The organism is Nonomuraea roseola (assembly GCF_039535395.1).
In the GTDB taxonomy this organism is placed as follows: Bacteria; Actinomycetota; Actinomycetes; order Streptosporangiales; family Streptosporangiaceae; genus Nonomuraea; species Nonomuraea roseola.
The window spans coordinates 1044513-1060911 of record NZ_BAAAXC010000015.1; the positions used below are offsets into that span (position 1 = coordinate 1044513).

The window sequence follows — 16399 nt, forward strand, 5'->3', positions numbered from 1 at the left end:
AGAACTCGGGGCCGGGACCGTGCAGGTGGTGCTGCTAGTCGCGCTCGGAGCTGACCGTGGTCTTCTGGACCTGGAGGAGGAACTCCGCGTTGGACTTCGTCTCCTTCATCTTCTCCAGAAGCAGCTCCAGCGCCTGCTGCATGTCCAGCGCGTGGAGGACCCTGCGCAGCTTCCAGACGATCTGGAGCTCGTCCTTGCCCATGAGGATCTCTTCCTTACGGGTGCCGGACGCGTCGACGTCCACCGCGGGGAAGATGCGCTTGTCGGCCAGCGAGCGGTTGAGCTTGAGCTCCGCGTTGCCGGTGCCCTTGAACTCCTCGAAGATGACCTCGTCCATCTTCGACCCGGTCTCGACCAGGGCCGTGGCGAGGATCGTCAGCGAGCCGCCGTTCTCGATGTTGCGCGCGGCGCCGAAGAAACGCTTCGGCGGGTAGAGCGCGGTCGAGTCGACACCACCGGACAGGATGCGTCCGGACGCCGGGGCCGCCAGGTTGTAGGCGCGGCCGAGGCGGGTGATGGAGTCGAGCAGGACGACCACGTCGTGGCCCAGCTCCACCAGACGCTTGGCGCGCTCGATGGCGAGCTCGGCGACGGTGGTGTGGTCCTCGGCGGGACGGTCGAAGGTCGAGTGGATGACCTCGCCCTTGACCGAGCGCTGCATGTCGGTGACCTCTTCGGGCCGCTCGTCCACGAGCACGACCATCAGGTGGCACTCGGGGTTGTTGCGGGTGATCGCGTTGGCGATCGCCTGCAGCACCATCGTCTTACCGGCCTTGGGCGGGGAGACGATGAGGCCGCGCTGGCCCTTGCCGATCGGGGCCACGAGGTCGATGATCCTCGTGGTCAGGATGTTGGGCTCGGTCTCCAGGCGCAGCCGCTCCTGCGGGTAGAGCGGGGTCAGCTTGTTGAAGTCGGGCCTGTTGCGGGCCTGCTCCGGGTCCATGCCGTTGACGGTGTCGAGGCGGACCAGGGCGTTGAACTTCTCCCTGCGCTCGCCGTCGCGCGGCTGGCGGACGGCGCCGGTGATGACGTCGCCCTTGCGCAGGCCGTTGCGGCGGATCTGGGCCAGCGACACGTAGACGTCGTTGGAGCCGGGCAGGTAGCCGCTGGTCCTGACGAACGCGTAGTTGTCGAGGATGTCCAGGATGCCGGCGATCGGGATGAGAACGTCGTCGTCGCTGACCACGGGCTCGTTGCTGTCGAAGCGGTCACGGCCGCGGCCGCGGTTGCGCTCCCTGAACCTGCCGCGCCTGCCGCGCCCGCGCTCGTCGTCGTCGCCACCGCCGCGCGGGTCCTGGCCGCGGTCGGGACCACGGTCCTGGCCACGGTCCTGGCCACGGTCGGCGCCACGGTCCTGGCCACGGTCCTGGCCACGGTCGGCGCCACGGTCCTGGCCACGGTCACGGTCCTGGCCGCGGTCGGCGCCGCGGTCACGGTCCTGGACGCGCTCGCGGTCCTGAGCACGGTCCTGGACGCGGTCGCCGCGGTCGCGGGTGCGCTCGGCGTCGGTGCGCTGCGGCTGCTGCTCGGAGCGCTCGCCGCGCTCCTGGCGGTCGCTGCCGCGCTCCTGGCGCTCGCCACGCTCACCGCGCTCGCGGCGGCTGCGGCGCTCACCACGGTCGCGACGGCTTTCGCCACGGTCGCGGCCGTCGGCCTGGTTGTCGTTCTGCTGCTGCTCCACGACGGGCTGCTGCTGCTCCACGACCGGTGCGGCAGCCGCCGCGACAGGCTCGGGAGCCGCGACGGGCTCGGGGGTGGCGACAGGTTCTGCGGCCGCGGCGGGGCGGGAACGTTCCCGACGGCTGCGGGCGGGGCGCTCGGCCACGGCCGGGGCCTCCGCGACGGCGGGGGCGGCGGGCGCCTCCGCGGCGGGGGCGGCGGGGGCGCTGTCACCGGCGCCGACTCCCTGCTTCTCCTGGATACGCGCGATGAGCTCGCTCTTGCGCATCCGCCCGGTCCCGCTGATGCCCAGCTCGGCGGCAATCTTCTGCAGCTCGGGCAGCACCTTCGCGGACAGTCCGGTGCCGGAGCGACGCGCGCGAGGCTTGGCCGCGGCGCGGGTGGGGGTGTCGCCGGACGCGCTCGCGGACGAGCCGGAAGCGTCGGAGAGGAGTTCGGTGGTGTCGCTCAACTAAGGGTCCTTCCCAGGGGTCGGGCGTCGGCCATGATCAGCCGATCGTCCCGGAGGTGCTGTCGATCCGGCGGGACAGACCGGGTCGGGGTGCACTTTGCGATCTTCGGCCGCCGCGCAGGACGGCCGCCACGGTTGGGGAGGGGTTCGTCCAGGTCGCCACAGGACGGTGGCGCGTGGAGGGGACCCCCCAGATTGCTGTCGCCAGCCAGATGTCGAGGTGGTTCGAACGCGCACTTCCCCGGATTCGCCGCCTCGCGTCGCGCCGACCGGGTGTGGGCCAACCGGAGCGAACGGATTCGGGGAGACAGCCGCGCTGCTCACGCCTCGCGACGTGAAGCATGATGCAACGATGTGTGGCTGACAAGCACGCACCCAACAAGGGGGCATCTGGTGCGGCTACCAGCCTAACATCACCAGCGCACACGGCTATTCCCTGAAGGTCTAAGAGGCATCAGCGTGTCTCGGAGACTGAACGGTCGCACCATCCTGGTCGACGTCCATTAGCTGGATGTGCCAGTCATTACCCACTTCTGGCGCGATCAAATCCTGCGCATCCGGTGTCGAAAACGCAAGGATCGTGGGACCCGCTCCCGAGACGACGGCGGGCACGCCCATGGCACGAAGCCGTTCTACCAGATCCGCCGTCCGCCGCATGGCAGGCGCGCGGTAGTGCTGGTGGAGACGGTCTTCCGTGCCTGCGAGCAGCAGTTCACGGTCGGGACGCTGGGTCAACGCGGCGATCAGCAACGCTGCGCGCCCCGCGTTGAAGGAGGCGTCCTTGTGAGGCACTTCCTTCGGTAGAAGCCCCCGCGCGGTCTCGGTGGACAGTCGCGTAGCGGGTATGAGCGCGACCGGCCTGATGCTCGCGTCGGGAACCAGTTTCACCATACGCGCGGTACCGAGCTGGTCGGTCCACGCCACGGTCAGTCCTCCCGCGAGACAGGGGGCGACGTTGTCGGGATGCCCCTCCATCTCGGTGGCGAGCGCGAAAACCTCGTCGTCGGTGAGCTCTCTTGTTCGCTCAGAGCCGAGCGCCGCGTGCTCGTCCGCGCCGTCCTGACCCGCCAGCGGCGTGTACGGCAGGCGCGCGAGAGCACGGGCGGCGAGGATTCCCGCGCAGATGGCGGCAGAGGAGGACCCCAGTCCGCGCGCGTGCGGGATCCTGTTGCGGCAGCGCAGCCGGATCCCCGCGGGCTGGGGGGCGTTCATCCGGTCGAACGTCCTGCGCATCGCCCGCACGACGAGGTGCTCGTCGCCGAGTTCAAGCTCTCCGGCGCCCTCGCCCTCGACCGTCACCTCGACCCGCGAAGCGCCGTCCGCGGGCGTGAACAGTTCCGCCTCGACCTCGTCGTGGAAGGCCAGCGCGAGGCCGAGGGAGTCGAATCCGGGGCCCAGGTTGGCGGAGGTCGCCGGAACCCGGACGACGACCGTGCTGTCGGTCATGCAGCTCCTCGGGTAAGGACGCGCCGTGACGGCGGGAACCGGAGTCCTGCTGGGCGCGCGCCCCCGCGAGAGGGCGCGCGGCGGACACGGGGGCCCTTCGCGGCTTGCCGTACGAGATGTGGTCTCAAGCGTGCCGTACGGGACGGCGTCTACAGCAGGTCGAGCGCCGACGCGGCCGCGTGGACGTCGATGGGGATCGTGACAGGCGCGGGAGCGCCGGAGATCGCCCAGTCGGGGTCCTTGAGGCCGTTGCCTGTCACCGTGCAGACGATGCGCTGGCCGGGCTCGACGAGACCCTGCGCGTGGGCGTGCAGCAGGCCGGCGACGCTCGCCGCGGAGGCGAGCTCGACGAACACGCCCTCCTCCTGCGCCAGCAGCTTGTAGGCGGCGGCGATCTGCCGGTCGGTGACCGCCTGGATGACACCGCCCGACTCGTCGCGCGCGGCCTCGGCCAGCTGCCACGAGGCGGGGTTGCCGATGCGGATGGCGGTGGCGATGGTGTGCGGGTGCGTGACGGGCGCGCCGTTGACGATCGGGGCCGAGCCGCTGGCCTGGAAGCCGAACATCCGCGGCGATGTGCCGTACTCCTGGTAGCCCATCCAGTAGGCGGAGATGTTGCCCGCGTTGCCGACGGGGATGCAGTGGATGTCGGGCGCGCCGCCGAGCGTGTCGACGATCTCGAAGGCGGCCGTCTTCTGGCCCTGCAGGCGGTAGGGGTTGACCGAGTTGACCAGCGCGATCGGGTAGTTCTCCGACAGCTTGCGGGTCATCTCGAGACAGTCGTCGAAGGACCCCTCGACCTGCAGCAGCGTCGCGCCGTGCACGAGCGCCTGGGCCAGCTTGCCCATCGCGATCTTGCCGCGCGGCACCAGCACGGCGCAGGTCAGCCCCGCCCGTACGGCGTAGGCCGCGGCCGAGGCGGAGGTGTTGCCCGTGGATGCGCAGATGACCGCCTTGGCGCCCTCCTCGACGGCCTTGCTGATGGCCATGGTCATGCCACGGTCCTTGAAGCTGCCGGTCGGGTTCGCGCCCTCGACCTTGAGGTAGACCTCGCAGCCCGTCAGCGCGGAGACGCGCTGGGCCGGGACGAGCGGCGTGCCGCCCTCCAGGAGCGTGACCACGGGCGTCGTCTCGCTCACCGGCAACCGGTCCCGGTATTCCTCGATGAGGCCTCGCCATGCCCTGGTCATGATTCGCTCCTGCGACTACCTGCGGTGTTGTGCACCGAGTCTACGGGCACCCGGCTCGGCGAGCGGTACGAGCGTCCATCTGATGGACAGACTCCTCAGCCAATACCCAGCAACCCCGGATAAGGTCTCCCACAGGGGACGGGGAGGCTGGACCACGATGACTGCGATGACGCAGAACGACTACTCCGCACTGACACCGCCACAGGTGGGCCGATGGTCGCCCTCCTTGTCGGTGAGCGTCGTGGTTCCCTCGCACGGCGGCCCGCACCTCGACCTCACGCTCGCCGCGCTGGCCGCGCAGACCTACCCCGAGCACCTGATGGAGGTCGTGGTCGTCGACGACGGCAGCGCCCCGCCGATCGAGCTGCCGGAGATCAGGCCGGTCAACACCAGGATCATGCGCGTCACCGACGGCTGGGGCATCTCCCACGCGGTGAACACGGGCGTGAAGGCGGCCGACGGCGAGATCATCCAGCGGCTCGACTCCGACATGGTGGCAGGGCGCGAGCACATCGAGGCCATGGCCCGCTGGCACCACGTGAGCGACTACGTGGTCTCTATCGGGATGAAGAGGTTCGTCGAGAAGCCGCCGCTGACGCCCACGCAGGTCTTCGGCGCCGCGCGGCTCGGGGAGCTGTTCGACCTCGCCTCGGCCGTTCCCAGCTCGACCGAGGCGACGATCGAGAAGACCGACGGGCTGCGCAAGAGCCGCAATCCCTACCACGTGTGCACGGGGCCGACCTTCGCCCTTCCCCGCGAGGTCTTCCACGCCGTGGGCGGGCTCGACCCGCACGTCCTGCGTGGCGAGGACACCGAGTTCGCCTACCGCCTGGCGATGCACGGCGTGGTGTTCGTTCCCGAGCCGCTCGCCGAGGCCGTCCATCTCGGACTGCCCGCCCAGCACCGCGACCGTGAGCGCGCGGTGCGGGTGGTCGAGCCGTTCCTCGCCCACCGCATCCCGCTCAGGCGCGACCTGCGCAAGGACAGGGGGCGGCGGTGGCTGGTGCCCTACGTGGAGATCGTCCTTGACGTCACCGACACCTCCGAGTCGACGGTACGGCAGGCGGTGGCCGCCGCGCTCGACGGCAAGGTGCAGGACGTCGTGGTGACGCTGGTCGGCCCGTGGTCGCGGATGAGCGACGAGCGACGTTCCGTGCTCGGCGACCCCTGCTTCGAGCTGCGGGTGATGCGCGAGCTCTACGCGCACGACGAGCGGATCAGGATGATCGACGAGGCCGCCCCGACGCCCGCGCCCACGCCGTTCCGCTACGTCGGGCCCGTGGACGTGCCGCTGCACAAGGCGACGCTGGAGCGGATGATCGAGTCGGTCCAGAAGGACCTCACGGGCGTGCTGGTCGTCGACCTGCCCGACGGCCGCACGGCCAGGTTGGAGCGCACGTCCGCGCTGGCTCGGGCGAGGCTGCTGGCCGAGCCCTGCGCCGACCTCGACGAGATCATCGAGGTCACCCACGGCGTACGGCACGAGCCGCCCGACCGCTTCTGGCCCGCTCCCGCCGCCCCGAAGCCGGTGTCGATCCCCGCGCCCCCGCCGGCCGTCGCGCAGGAGCGCACGTTCCTGCGCAAGTTGAAGTCCGCGCTGCGCCCCAACTGACCCAGACGACGGCCAGAGGTCCGATGTCCTGGCTCAGACCTTGCGCTTGAGCGCGCGTTTCACCGAGGCGGTGAGGGCGGCCCGCAGGCCCTGCTGGACCCGTCCCGCCGCGGCGAGCTGACGGCGTAGCGTGCCGACCTCGCGGCGCAGCTCGACCGTGCTCCTGCGCCACTTGCCCGACTCCTCGCGCCACCTGTCGACCTGGCCGCGCAGCCGTTCGACCTCGGCTCTGAGCTTGGCCGCCTCGGCCTGGGCCTCGCTCCTGGCCCTGTAGGCGCCGCGGCGGCCGAGCGGGACGCGTGGCTGCCTGGCGAAGCCGTGGGTCTCGCCCTCGACCCAGCGCACCCCGAAGACCGCGTCGACGGCGTCGTCGAGCTCCTCACCCGGTTCGAGCACGACGCGGGCCCTGGCGAAGGCGGCCTTCCGTTCGAGGCGCGCGGTGACGACCTGCCCGCCCGACTCCGACAGCAGCACGTTGACCAGCCCCTGGCCCTCGTCCTTCGCCAGGTCCAGCAGCCTGGCGAGGCTGTCCTCCGCCGGCGTCCAGCCCGCGGGAAGGCGCAGGACGTACGGCACGGCGGGGTCGGTCTCGTCGGTGACCGCCAGCCGGACCCTGCCCTCGTGGGCGTAGTGCCCCTGCAGCAGTACCAGGTCGAGCGCGGGGTCCCTGAGCGGGGCCCTGCGGTCGCGTTCGAGCCCCTCCCAGGGGCCGACCAGCGTGACGGACACGTCGGGCACGGTTCCTGCCAGCAGCGCGTCCACGGTGGCGCGCACGTCCTCGTAGCCGCCCTCGTCGGCGCGCACGACGGCCTCGACGAAGGGGGTCTTCCACTGGCGTCCTGGATGGGAGCGGAGCCAGCGGTAGGCGGGGATGCGGTCGGCGACGGTGGCGTGGCTGACCCTGTCGATCGGGGCCTTGTCGCGCATCCGCATGGTGGGCCCGAGGTGGTAGGCGCGAGCCTGGGGCTCGGGCACGAAAACGGCCCCTGCCTGCGCCAGGCGGTAGCCCATCTCGGTGTCCTGGCCGAGGATCAGCTCCTCGTCCATCGGGCCCGCGGCCGCGACCAGCGCGGCGTTGACCGAGGTCGCGCCGCCGACGTGCAGGCTGAAGGGCCTGCTCGGGTTGGCGGTCAGGCCGTCTGTCCTCTCGACGAGCTCCACGATCCACGCGTGCGGCTCGGCGGGCTCGAAGGCCGACTCCAGGTCGTCGGGCAGCCCGGCGGGCACGGGGGCGGAGGTGAAACGGATGTAGCCGGTGACGACCAGGTAGGGCGCCTGGTGGTGCCAGCGCATGTGCGCCTCGATCGCGCGCGGCGTCAGCACCACGTCGGAGTCGAGCCAGTGGATGACCTCGCCGGAGGCCACGGCGAGCCCGGCGTTGCGGGCGGCGGCGCGTCCGGGGCTCTCGCAGACGACGAGCTTGGCCCATGACGGCGCGCGAAGCGGCGGGGCGCTGCCGTTGTCGACGACGACGACCTCGACCAGGTGCGCGGGGTAGCTCTGCGACCGCAGCGCCTCGAGGACGAGGTCGAGCTTGTCCTGCCCGCCGTACGCGGGGATGATCACGCTGACGCTCATGTGCGGCGTCCACGTGCCGAGGTCGGGGACGTCGAGGACGCGATAGTCGTTGCCGCGCACCCGCGTCACGAGGCCTCCAGCAGGAGACTGGGCCTGAAGCCGCGCCACTGGTTGTGCGCGACCTTGAGGAAGTGCGCCAGGGGCAGCTGCCAGGTGTGCCCCTCGCTGTGGGAGCGGCGCAGCACGTAGCCGAGGCCGTGGGCGCGGTAGATGCGGGCGCCCCTGGCGTGCTGGGACTTCAGCAGCGCCGCGTCGACCCCTCTGGGCAGCGGTTCGAAGCCGGGGAAGTCGTCGCGGGCGAGCAGGATGGTGCCACCCGCGACGAAGTCGGTCCAGACCTCGCTCGTGTAGGAGATCCGACGAATGGTGGTGGTGAGCGGCTCCAGGTAGAAGAACTCGGCGGCCGTTCCCACGATGTCGGCGCCCGAGGCGCGCCTGGCGAGCAGCAGGTCGGACAGGTGCTCGGGGCCGTACCAGTCGTCGTCGTCCCACTTGGCCACGAACTCGCCCGAAGCGCGGGCGGCGGCCAGGTCGAGCAGCGCGCCGAACGGCGTGCCGGCGTCGGCCGACACGACGCTGATCGGCAGCTCGCACTCCTCGACGGCCCTGCGCGCCAGCGGGTGGTCGGCGATGCCGTGCAGGCCGAGCAGCACCTCGACCTCGACGTGGCGCTGAAGGGCGATCTGGGCCAGCGCCGAGGCGAGCAGGTGGGGCCGCTTGCTCGACATCACCACGCTGACCGTGGGCGTGAGCGCCGGCCTGGGCGCCAGGCGGCGCAGCCGTACGCTGTGCTCCTCTCGGCGCAGATCGGCAACGCACCTCGGCGCCGCCTCCCTGTTGACCGACAACCAGCCCCTGTCGGTCAGAAGCGCGGCAAAGTCAGGGGAAACCCAGTCAGGCACCCGGTCAGGAAGCGCCGAGGTGAGCGGGACACCGGCGAAGGCCAGGTTCATGAGCCCGTCGAGGGCCGCCCGCCGCTCCTGCTCGGTCATGCTGCCAGGCCACTCCACCGACAGCCCGCGCAGGGGCCGCAGCGCCTCGATGCCGGGCAGCCCGTCAGTGCCCTCGCCGAGGCTCCAGCCCGAGTCGCTCCAGCGCAACCACTCGATTCCCGCTGTGGGGGTGCGCAGGTAACCGGCGGCCCCTCGCGTCTCCACGAAGGGAATGGCGGTCATGGGAGGCGCTCCTCGTCCTGTCGTCTTCGGGCGCGCCTACTTTACGCCGCTTTGACTCTGACGGAAGAGCGGGTCATTCCGAACGAGTTGGCTTGAGCGTTCGTTCCCAGCAATCGTCCAGGAACTTATGGCACGGTAGTGCCTTCTGTTGACTATGGTGTAAATATCCCCACTTATCCCCAGCCGCACGTCATCGGACGAAGTTACACGGAAGGTATGCGCGGATGCTCTCGCCCCGCCACCTGGCAGCGATCGCCATCCTCGGAGGTCTCGTGCTGGCCGTCCTCGGGGTGCTCTCGCTCACCGGAGCCGTCTCCCCCGCCGGCGCGCTCGCCGCGGCCGCGTTCCTGCTCGCGCTGTCGGCTCTCGCCTTCCTGGTGCTGACCGTGCGTCGCCTGGACGGCAAGGCCCACCGCATCGACCTGCGAGTCAAGAAGATCGAGAACGGCCTGACCCAGACCGCCACCGGCCTGAAGCGCATCGAGTCGCGCATCGACAGGCTCTCGGCCGCGGTCGAGGAGTCGGCGACCAGGCGCGGCGAGGACCTCAGCGCGATCCTCGCCTCGCTCGGCGAGGACAGGGTCAACGCGATGACCCACGCCGAGGAGGTGGCCGAGCTCAGGGCCGCGCTCCGCGAGCTGCGCGAGGAGCGCGTGTGAAGGTCCGCCGCAACGACTACGGCTCGCTCCGCCCGCCCGCGATCGGCGCGTGGACGCCCGAGCTCACCGTCACGGTGGTGATCCCCGCCTACAACTGCCAGGACGAGCTCGACAGGACGCTCGCCACACTGGCGACGCAGACCTACCCCTCGCACCTGCTCGACGTGGTCGTGGTCGACGACGGGAGCGAGCCCGCGCTGCGGGCGGAGGCGAAGGTCGTCAGGGTGCGCGAGGGCTGGGGCAGGGGCAACGCCAGGAACGTGGGCGCGAGGGCCGCGACGGGCGATGTGATCCACTGGCTCGACGCCGACATGATCCTCGCGCCCGACCACGTCGAGGCGCACATGCGCTGGCACCACCTGCTCGACCACGCGGTGGTGATCGGCGAGGTCCTGTTCGGCGACGACTTCGACAGCGGGGCCGTCCAGCCGTACACGGCGAAGATGCTGGAGGAGACCCGCAGGCTCAGGGACGCGGGGACCAGCGCCTACCTCCTGCACACGGGCGCCACGGCCTCGGTCTCCGCGCGCCTGCTGGCCGACGCGGGCGGGGTCGACCCCCGGCTGAACATGGCGGAGGACACCGAGCTCGGCTACCGGCTGGCCCAGGCGGGCGCGGTGTTCATCCCGGACGGCGAGGCGCGCAGCCTGCACGTCGGCGAGTCCACGGTGATGCGCAGGCAGCAGGAGGTCCACAGGCACAACTGGTCCTACCTCGGTGACCACATCCCCGACCTGCGCTGGCTGAGAAGCCATCCGCGCAGGCAGTGGCTGGTGCCCTACGTGCGGGTGACGGTGGAGGCGGCGGGCTACGAGCAGACCAGGGCCACGGTCGACTCCGCGCTGGCCGGTTCGGTCGCCGACGTGGCGGTCACGCTGGTCGGGCCGTGGTCGCTGCTGGGCGAAGGACGGCGCTCCAACCTCGACGACCCGCTGCTCGACCTGCGGCTGCTGCACAACCTCTACGCGCACGAGCCGCGCGTGTCGTTCGCGTGGAAGGCGCCCGAGAGCGTGGCGCCGACGCCGTACCTGCTGAGCGTGCCGCCCGGGTGGGTGCTCGGCGCCGACACCGTGGCCAGGCTGGTGGCCCTCGACGAGGGCCTGGTCAGCGTGGCGCTGGAGGAGAGCGGGAGCGGCGTCGTGTCCGCGCGGCTCGAGCGCACCGCGGCCTTCGCCAGGGCACGCAGGGTCGGCGGCGACCTCGACGCGCTGGTGGACGAGATGTTCGGCTCGGTGTGGGTCGGCGGGCGCGAGTACGGCCTGGCCACCGCGGAGGAGGCCGAGCCCGTCGCCGGCGATCCCGCCAAGTGGCGGGCCCTCGCGGCCAGGCGCAGGGACGAGATCAGGGCGCTGGAGGCCGAGGTCGCCGCGTTGCGCGCGGAGCTCGCGCAGGCGAAGAACGAACCGGCCAAGACCGGTCTGGCGACCTTCCTGAGGCGCGTCATATGATCGCCGACCTCGTGCGCGAGGCCCTGGAGCGCGGAGGAAGAGTCTTCCAGGCGGGCCTCGACGCGCACAGCGGCGCCACCGACCTCGACCACGAGCTGATCGAGCCGGGCGCCGAGCGCGTCAAGGAGGTGCTGGTCCTGGCGGGCAGCCCCGCCGACCTGCGCAGGATCGCCACCCTGCACAAGCTGCTGCCCGAGGCCGAGCGGGTGGTCGTCGCGGTCGCCGACACCCCCGCCGCGCACCCGGCCCCCGTGCCCACGCCCACCCCCGCGCACCGCTGGAGGTCGCTGACCGAGCTGCGCGTCTACCAGCCGAAGAACCGCGTGTGGGTGGTCGACGCGCGCTTCTCCGCGCCGACGCCCGCGGGCCGTACGGTCGCCGCCACCGCCCGCGCCTTCGCGGGGCACCGCCTCGACGTGATCGCCGCGCCCACCGCCGCCATCGCGGGCGTGGGCGCGGCCGACTGGCGGCCGGGCGACCCGAACGCCACACCCGCCGAGCTGACGGGCCCCGTCCCCGACCGGGTCGGCGCGCCCGGCGGCGACATCGTGCTGCGGACGGTCGAGGACGACGTGGAGTGGACCGAGGACGAGCAGCCGGTGGACCGGCCGACGGTCGAGGCGGCCAGCTGGGAGCGGATCGGCCGCCCCGGCGGCACCGACCTGGCCGCCGTCCCCGTGGAGCCCTCGATGATCCCGCCGGTGGACGAACGCCTGGTGAACCCCATGGGCTTCGTGACCACCCCTTCGCGCGGGATGGCCATGCTGGCGGAGTCGAGCGGCCGCTGGTCGGTCGTGCTGGACGGCAAGCCGGTCGTCACGTTCGCCGCCTCGGGCGGGGTCACGGACGCCGACGTGGCCAGGCTCAGGCAGATCAGGGGCGTGGAGATCGACTGGCGCCACGCCCACAGCGGCCCGCTGCCCGCGGTCAGGGTGCTGGCGGGACTGGCGGCCGCGGGCGTGCCGCTGGTGGCGTCGGAGGTGCCGCGCTGGGCCAGGGCGATGGGCGACAGGCTGTCGGCCCTGCTGACCACCCCCGTGGACCTGGCGGACGAGCTGCGGCGCGAGGAGCACAGCGTCAGGCTGCGCCGCGAGGCCATGCGCGTGCACGGCGTGGCCGCCAGGTGGGAGCAGCTCGGCTCGCCCGCGCCCGCTCCCCCGCTGACCTCTGTCCTGCTGGCCACCCGCAGGCCCTCCATGGTCGGCTTCGCGCTCGAACAGGTGGCCAGGCAGCGCAACGTCCAGCTCGAGGTGGTCCTGGCGCTGCACGGGGTCTCGCGCGACCATCCCGACGTCGTGGACGCCGTCAAGCGGTTCGACAGGCCGATCACGGTCTTCGAGACCGACGCGATCTTCGGCGAGGTGCTGAACGACGCGGCGGCCCGCGCCTCGGGCTCCTTCCTGCTGAAGATGGACGACGACGACTGGTACGGGCCCGACTTCCTGTGGGATCTGCTGCTGGCCCACTCCTACTCCGGCGCCCAGGTGGTCGGGACCGTGCCCGAATTCGTCTACCTGTCGTCGATCGACGTGACGGTGCACCGCAGCCAGATCACCGAGCAGATCACCAGTTTCGTGGCTGGCGGAACGATCCTGGTGGAGCGGTCGGCCTTCCAGGCGGTCGGCGGGTTCAGGCCGCTGAGACGCTCGGTCGACACGCAGTTCCAGGAGGCGCTGCAGGCGGCGGGCGGGCAGATCTACCGCACCCACGGCCTCGGCTACATCCTGCGCCGCGGCCCCGCGGCCGACCACACCTGGCAGGAGCCGATCGGCACGTTCCTGCAGCGCAACAGGCAGCAGTGGAGGGGCTTCAGGCCGAACGCGCTGATGGAGCTGGCCCCGTGAGGATCAGGCGCAACGACTTCGGCCGGCTGAAGCCGCCCGAGCTGGGCGCGTGGGAACCGTCGATGACGGTGACCGTGGTGGTCCCCGCCCACGGCGGTCAGGAGAAGCTCGACCTCACGCTGGCCGCGCTGTCGAAACAGACCTATCCCGCGCGCCTGCTCGACGTGATCGTGGTCGACGACGGCAGCCCCGTGCCGCTGCGCGCCGACCTGGTCCCCAACGGCAGGGTCGTCAGGGTGCGCGAGAGCTGGGGCAGGGCGGCGGCCGTGCAGGCAGGAGCCGACGCGGCCACCGGCGAGATCGTGCTGGTGCTCGACGCGGACATGGTGCCCTGGCCCGAGCACGTCGAGGCGCAGATGCGCTGGCACCATCTGGCCTCCTACCTGGTGGTCCTCGGCTGGATCGACTTCACCGACCCGCCCGTGCTGCCCTCGCCCTCCGAGGTCACGGCGGGGGTGGCGAACCTGTTCCCGATGTCGCCGCACAGGCACGACTGGGCCGAGGAGATCATCGCGAGCCACGAAGGGCTGCGCACGGCGCCCAGTTCGCTGGTGTCGCGGGTGCACGTGGGGGCGACGGCGTCCTATCCCGCGTGGCTGCTGCGCGCGTGCGGCGGCATGGACACCACGCTCAAGCTGGCCGAGGACACCGAGCTCGGCTACCGGCTGACGCAGGCGGGAGCGGTGTTCGTGCCCGATCCCGAGGCGCGGGCCTGGCACGTGGGGGTGCCGACCGCCATGCGCTCCTTCGCCGAGCTGAAGCGCTACAACGATCCGTTCGTCGCCGACCGCGTGCCGTACCGGCGGTACCTGCGGACCGATCGGGGGCGGCAGTGGCTGGTGCCGTACGTGGAGGCGGTGGTGGAGGCGGGCTCCTACGAGGACACCCGCGCCACCGTCGACGGCCTGCTGGCGAGCTCGCTGCCCGATGTCCGGGTGACGGTGGAGGGGCCGTGGGAGTCGCTGACCGACTCGCGCCGCTCGCCGCTGTCCGATCCGCTGCTGGAGCTGCGGCTGCTGCGCGCCCAGTTCGAACACGACCCCCGCGTACGGCTGGGGCCCGCGCCCGAGCCCGTCGCGCCCTTCCGGCTGCTCTGCCCGCCCGGCTGGATGCCCGAGCCCACCACCGTCGAACGGCTCGTCGGCCACCTGGAGGCCACCGACGGGGGCGCGCTGTGCGTCGCGCTCGAGGAGAGCCCCGAGGGCGTGGTGTGCGCCAGGCTGGAGCGCACCGCCGCCCTCGCGCGAGCGTCGTTCCTGATCAAGGAGGGCGAGCACCTCGACGACGTCCTGGACGAGGTGTTCGGGCTGGAGTGGGTGGACGGCGCCGCCTTCGGGCTGGCCCGCAGGCCCCGCCTCTACCCTCCGCGCCGGCGCCCTGTGCCCGAGCACGAGCGGCTGGCCAGGCAGCGCGACAAGGAGCTGGACACGCTGCGTGAGCGGACGGCGGCGCTGCGGGCCGAGGTCGCCCAGCTGCGCAGGGAGGCGGCCAAGGGGCGCAGGGACACCGCGCGCTGGAAGGAGAAGGCCGAGCACTGGCGGCGCGAGGCGGTCAGGCTCGCCCGCGAACAGGACCGCACCGTGCTCGACAAGGCCGTGCGCAGGATGCGCAACCTCACCTTCCCCGGGCGCTGACCCCTCGCTCCCGGCGAGCGGCGGTCAGGGGGCGCTGCGCCTGCGAAGGTAGTAGGCGTAGGTGGCGGCGACGAGCGCCAGGCCCCACGGCAGCCACGACAGTCCTGGCCCGAAGCTGCCCCAGTCCTCGGCGGTCATGGTGATCTGGCCGGTGACCATCCAGAGGAACAGGCGCGAGCCCGCCTGGATCAGCATCGCCGACGCGCACAGCGCGGGCGCGACCGCCAGCCAGACCGGCACGCGCCGGCCGCCCATGAAGGGGATCCAGCGGGGGAAGACCTCGCCCCAGCGCTGAACCAGGCCCAGCGTCAGGAGCGCCCCCACGACGCACAGCCCGCCGAGCACCGCCTCGGCCATCCACGCGTCCTGCTGTCCCACGGCCAGGAAGCCGTCGGGCACGCCGAGCGGGATCCCCATCGCCCAGGAGATCCGCGAGATGCCGTACGGCAGGGCCAGCACGGCGGCCAGGTAGGTGACGGGCCTCCCCCATCGCACCGTTCGCGCGCCGCCTCCGGAGTCGCCGCCGTCCCTCCTGGCCCAGGCCGCCGCCGCCCAGAGCGCGCCGCCGACGATGCAGAAGAGCATGAACAGCAGCGGGCCGTCCCAGAGGCCCGTGTAACCCATGAACAGGTAGCCGAAATTCTGCATCACCCGCACATCGGGCACGGCCACGATCAGGCCGACGCACATCGTCCAGGCGAAGACGAGCGACAGGCCGCGCGCGGCCGAACGGGTCATCGCCACCGCGACCAGCGCGCCGAGCAGGCCGAGTGCCGCCATGACGGCTCCCGCGGGGCCCTGCTCCACCGAGGCCAGCAGGGAGCCCACCTGGCCCGCGCGGGGGTCGCCCGCGCCGAGGGGGGACCCCACGCCGCCGAGGGCCCAGTAGGCGCCGGTCAGCCCGAAGGCCACGGACCACAGGCCCGCCGCGGGCGCCGACCACGACAGGCGCGCCCTGGTCTCTTTCCCTGTCTCGACGGTGGGCCGCGCCGTCCTGGCCCTCTTGCGCATCTCTGTCTCGCTCACACCCCAAGCCTGCTCGGCAGGGCCCGCCGTCCCCTCCCCCTGGCGGGGGACGAGGCTCCCCCGACGGGGTTGACATCTCCCTCACTCCATTGGATAGTGGCGTTATCCAATATTAGACAGTGTCACTATCCAATGGAGACATCATGGATCCGGTAGTCGTCCTGGGAGTCGCCCTTCTCGTCTTCCGCGCGCTCGGAGCGCTCGGCGTCAGCCGCTTCGCCACCTGGCCCGCGAGCGCCGCCCACGCGATGGCGGTCATGCTCGTCATGACGGCCAGCGCGCACTTCGTCCCCGAGAGCGTCACCGTGATGCCCAACCATGCCGACCTGGTGAAGATCGTGCCGCCGTTCGTGCCGTTCGCCGGCTTCATGGTCTACGCGACCGGGGTGCTCGAACTCCTCGGGGCTGCCGGACTGGTCGTCACCAGGACCCGCTGGGCGGCGGGGTTCTGCGTAGCGGCGATGTTCGTGCTGCTGCTCCCCGCCAACATCTACGCGGCCGTGGCCCAGGTGCCGTTCAACGGCGGCGAGGCCTCACCGTTGTGGCTGAGGGTGCCCGAGCAGGTCGTCTACATCGCCGTCGCCCTGTGGGCCACCCGCTCGGCGTCCCGCGCCTGGCCGGCCTCGCTGAGGCTCGCGGGCTCGACGTCGAGGTGA

12 protein-coding genes are annotated in these 16399 nt (G+C 71.9%); 6 read left to right on the top strand and 6 right to left on the bottom strand.

What is annotated here, in order from left to right; genetic code table 11:
* Positions 1–34: 34 nt before the first annotated feature.
* The 3 genes from rho to thrC all read right to left on the bottom strand — a co-directional run bounded on the left by rho (position 35) and on the right by thrC (position 4767).
* On the bottom strand, positions 35–2131 hold the full coding sequence (rho, locus tag ABFX55_RS27990; RefSeq protein ID WP_346125753.1) for a transcription termination factor Rho: 2097 nt from the start codon (positions 2129–2131) through the stop codon (positions 35–37).
* A gap of 444 nt (positions 2132–2575) precedes the next feature.
* Positions 2576–3577: a homoserine kinase gene (locus ABFX55_RS27995; RefSeq protein WP_346125754.1), complete on the bottom strand. Its 1002-nt coding sequence runs from the start codon at positions 3575–3577 to the stop codon at positions 2576–2578.
* A 149-nt stretch (positions 3578–3726) separates the two neighbouring features.
* A complete protein-coding gene (thrC, locus tag ABFX55_RS28000; protein ID WP_183649148.1) occupies positions 3727–4767 on the bottom strand; it encodes a threonine synthase in 1041 nt (346 codons plus the stop codon).
* A gap of 166 nt (positions 4768–4933) precedes the next feature.
* On the opposite strand from thrC, the gene ABFX55_RS28005 reads away from it, so the two are divergent.
* Complete coding sequence (locus tag ABFX55_RS28005) at positions 4934–6379, top strand: glycosyltransferase family 2 protein (protein WP_346125755.1); 1446 nt, start codon at positions 4934–4936, stop codon at positions 6377–6379.
* A gap of 33 nt (positions 6380–6412) precedes the next feature.
* On the opposite strand, the gene ABFX55_RS28010 is transcribed toward ABFX55_RS28005, so the two are convergent.
* Together ABFX55_RS28010 and ABFX55_RS28015 are read right to left on the bottom strand one after the other, a co-directional pair.
* The gene (locus tag ABFX55_RS28010; protein ID WP_346125756.1) at positions 6413–8026 is read right to left on the bottom strand and encodes a glycosyltransferase family 2 protein; all 1614 of its coding nucleotides are present in this window, start codon (positions 8024–8026) and stop codon (positions 6413–6415) included.
* The gene (locus tag ABFX55_RS28015; RefSeq protein ID WP_346125757.1) at positions 8023–9132 is read right to left on the bottom strand and encodes a family 2 glycosyl transferase; all 1110 of its coding nucleotides are present in this window, start codon (positions 9130–9132) and stop codon (positions 8023–8025) included. The genes ABFX55_RS28010 and ABFX55_RS28015 overlap by 4 nt, the downstream gene beginning before the upstream one ends.
* Positions 9133–9356: 224 nt before the next feature.
* Between ABFX55_RS28015 and ABFX55_RS28020 the strand changes: the two genes are divergently transcribed.
* The 4 genes from ABFX55_RS28020 to ABFX55_RS28035 are packed head-to-tail and all read left to right on the top strand — an operon-like array spanning position 9357 to position 14717.
* Positions 9357–9791: a hypothetical protein gene (locus tag ABFX55_RS28020; RefSeq protein WP_346125758.1), complete on the top strand. Its 435-nt coding sequence runs from the start codon at positions 9357–9359 to the stop codon at positions 9789–9791.
* Entirely contained in the window at positions 9788–11239 is a 1452-nt protein-coding gene (locus ABFX55_RS28025) for a glycosyltransferase family 2 protein (RefSeq protein ID WP_346125759.1), read from the top strand. Before ABFX55_RS28020 ends, ABFX55_RS28025 begins: the two co-directional genes overlap by 4 nt.
* The gene (locus tag ABFX55_RS28030; protein WP_346125760.1) at positions 11236–13083 is read left to right on the top strand and encodes a glycosyltransferase; all 1848 of its coding nucleotides are present in this window, start codon (positions 11236–11238) and stop codon (positions 13081–13083) included. Before ABFX55_RS28025 ends, ABFX55_RS28030 begins: the two co-directional genes overlap by 4 nt.
* Positions 13080–14717 (top strand): glycosyltransferase, encoded by a 1638-nt coding sequence (locus ABFX55_RS28035; RefSeq protein ID WP_346125761.1) that lies wholly within the window; start codon positions 13080–13082, stop codon positions 14715–14717. Before ABFX55_RS28030 ends, ABFX55_RS28035 begins: the two co-directional genes overlap by 4 nt.
* A gap of 24 nt (positions 14718–14741) precedes the next feature.
* Here ABFX55_RS28035 and ABFX55_RS28040 read toward each other — a convergent pair whose 3' ends face one another.
* Complete coding sequence (locus tag ABFX55_RS28040) at positions 14742–15743, bottom strand: hypothetical protein (protein WP_346125762.1); 1002 nt, start codon at positions 15741–15743, stop codon at positions 14742–14744.
* A 143-nt stretch (positions 15744–15886) separates the two neighbouring features.
* Between ABFX55_RS28040 and ABFX55_RS28045 the strand changes: the two genes are divergently transcribed.
* Positions 15887–16399 (top strand): DoxX family protein, encoded by a 513-nt coding sequence (locus ABFX55_RS28045; protein WP_346125763.1) that lies wholly within the window; start codon positions 15887–15889, stop codon positions 16397–16399.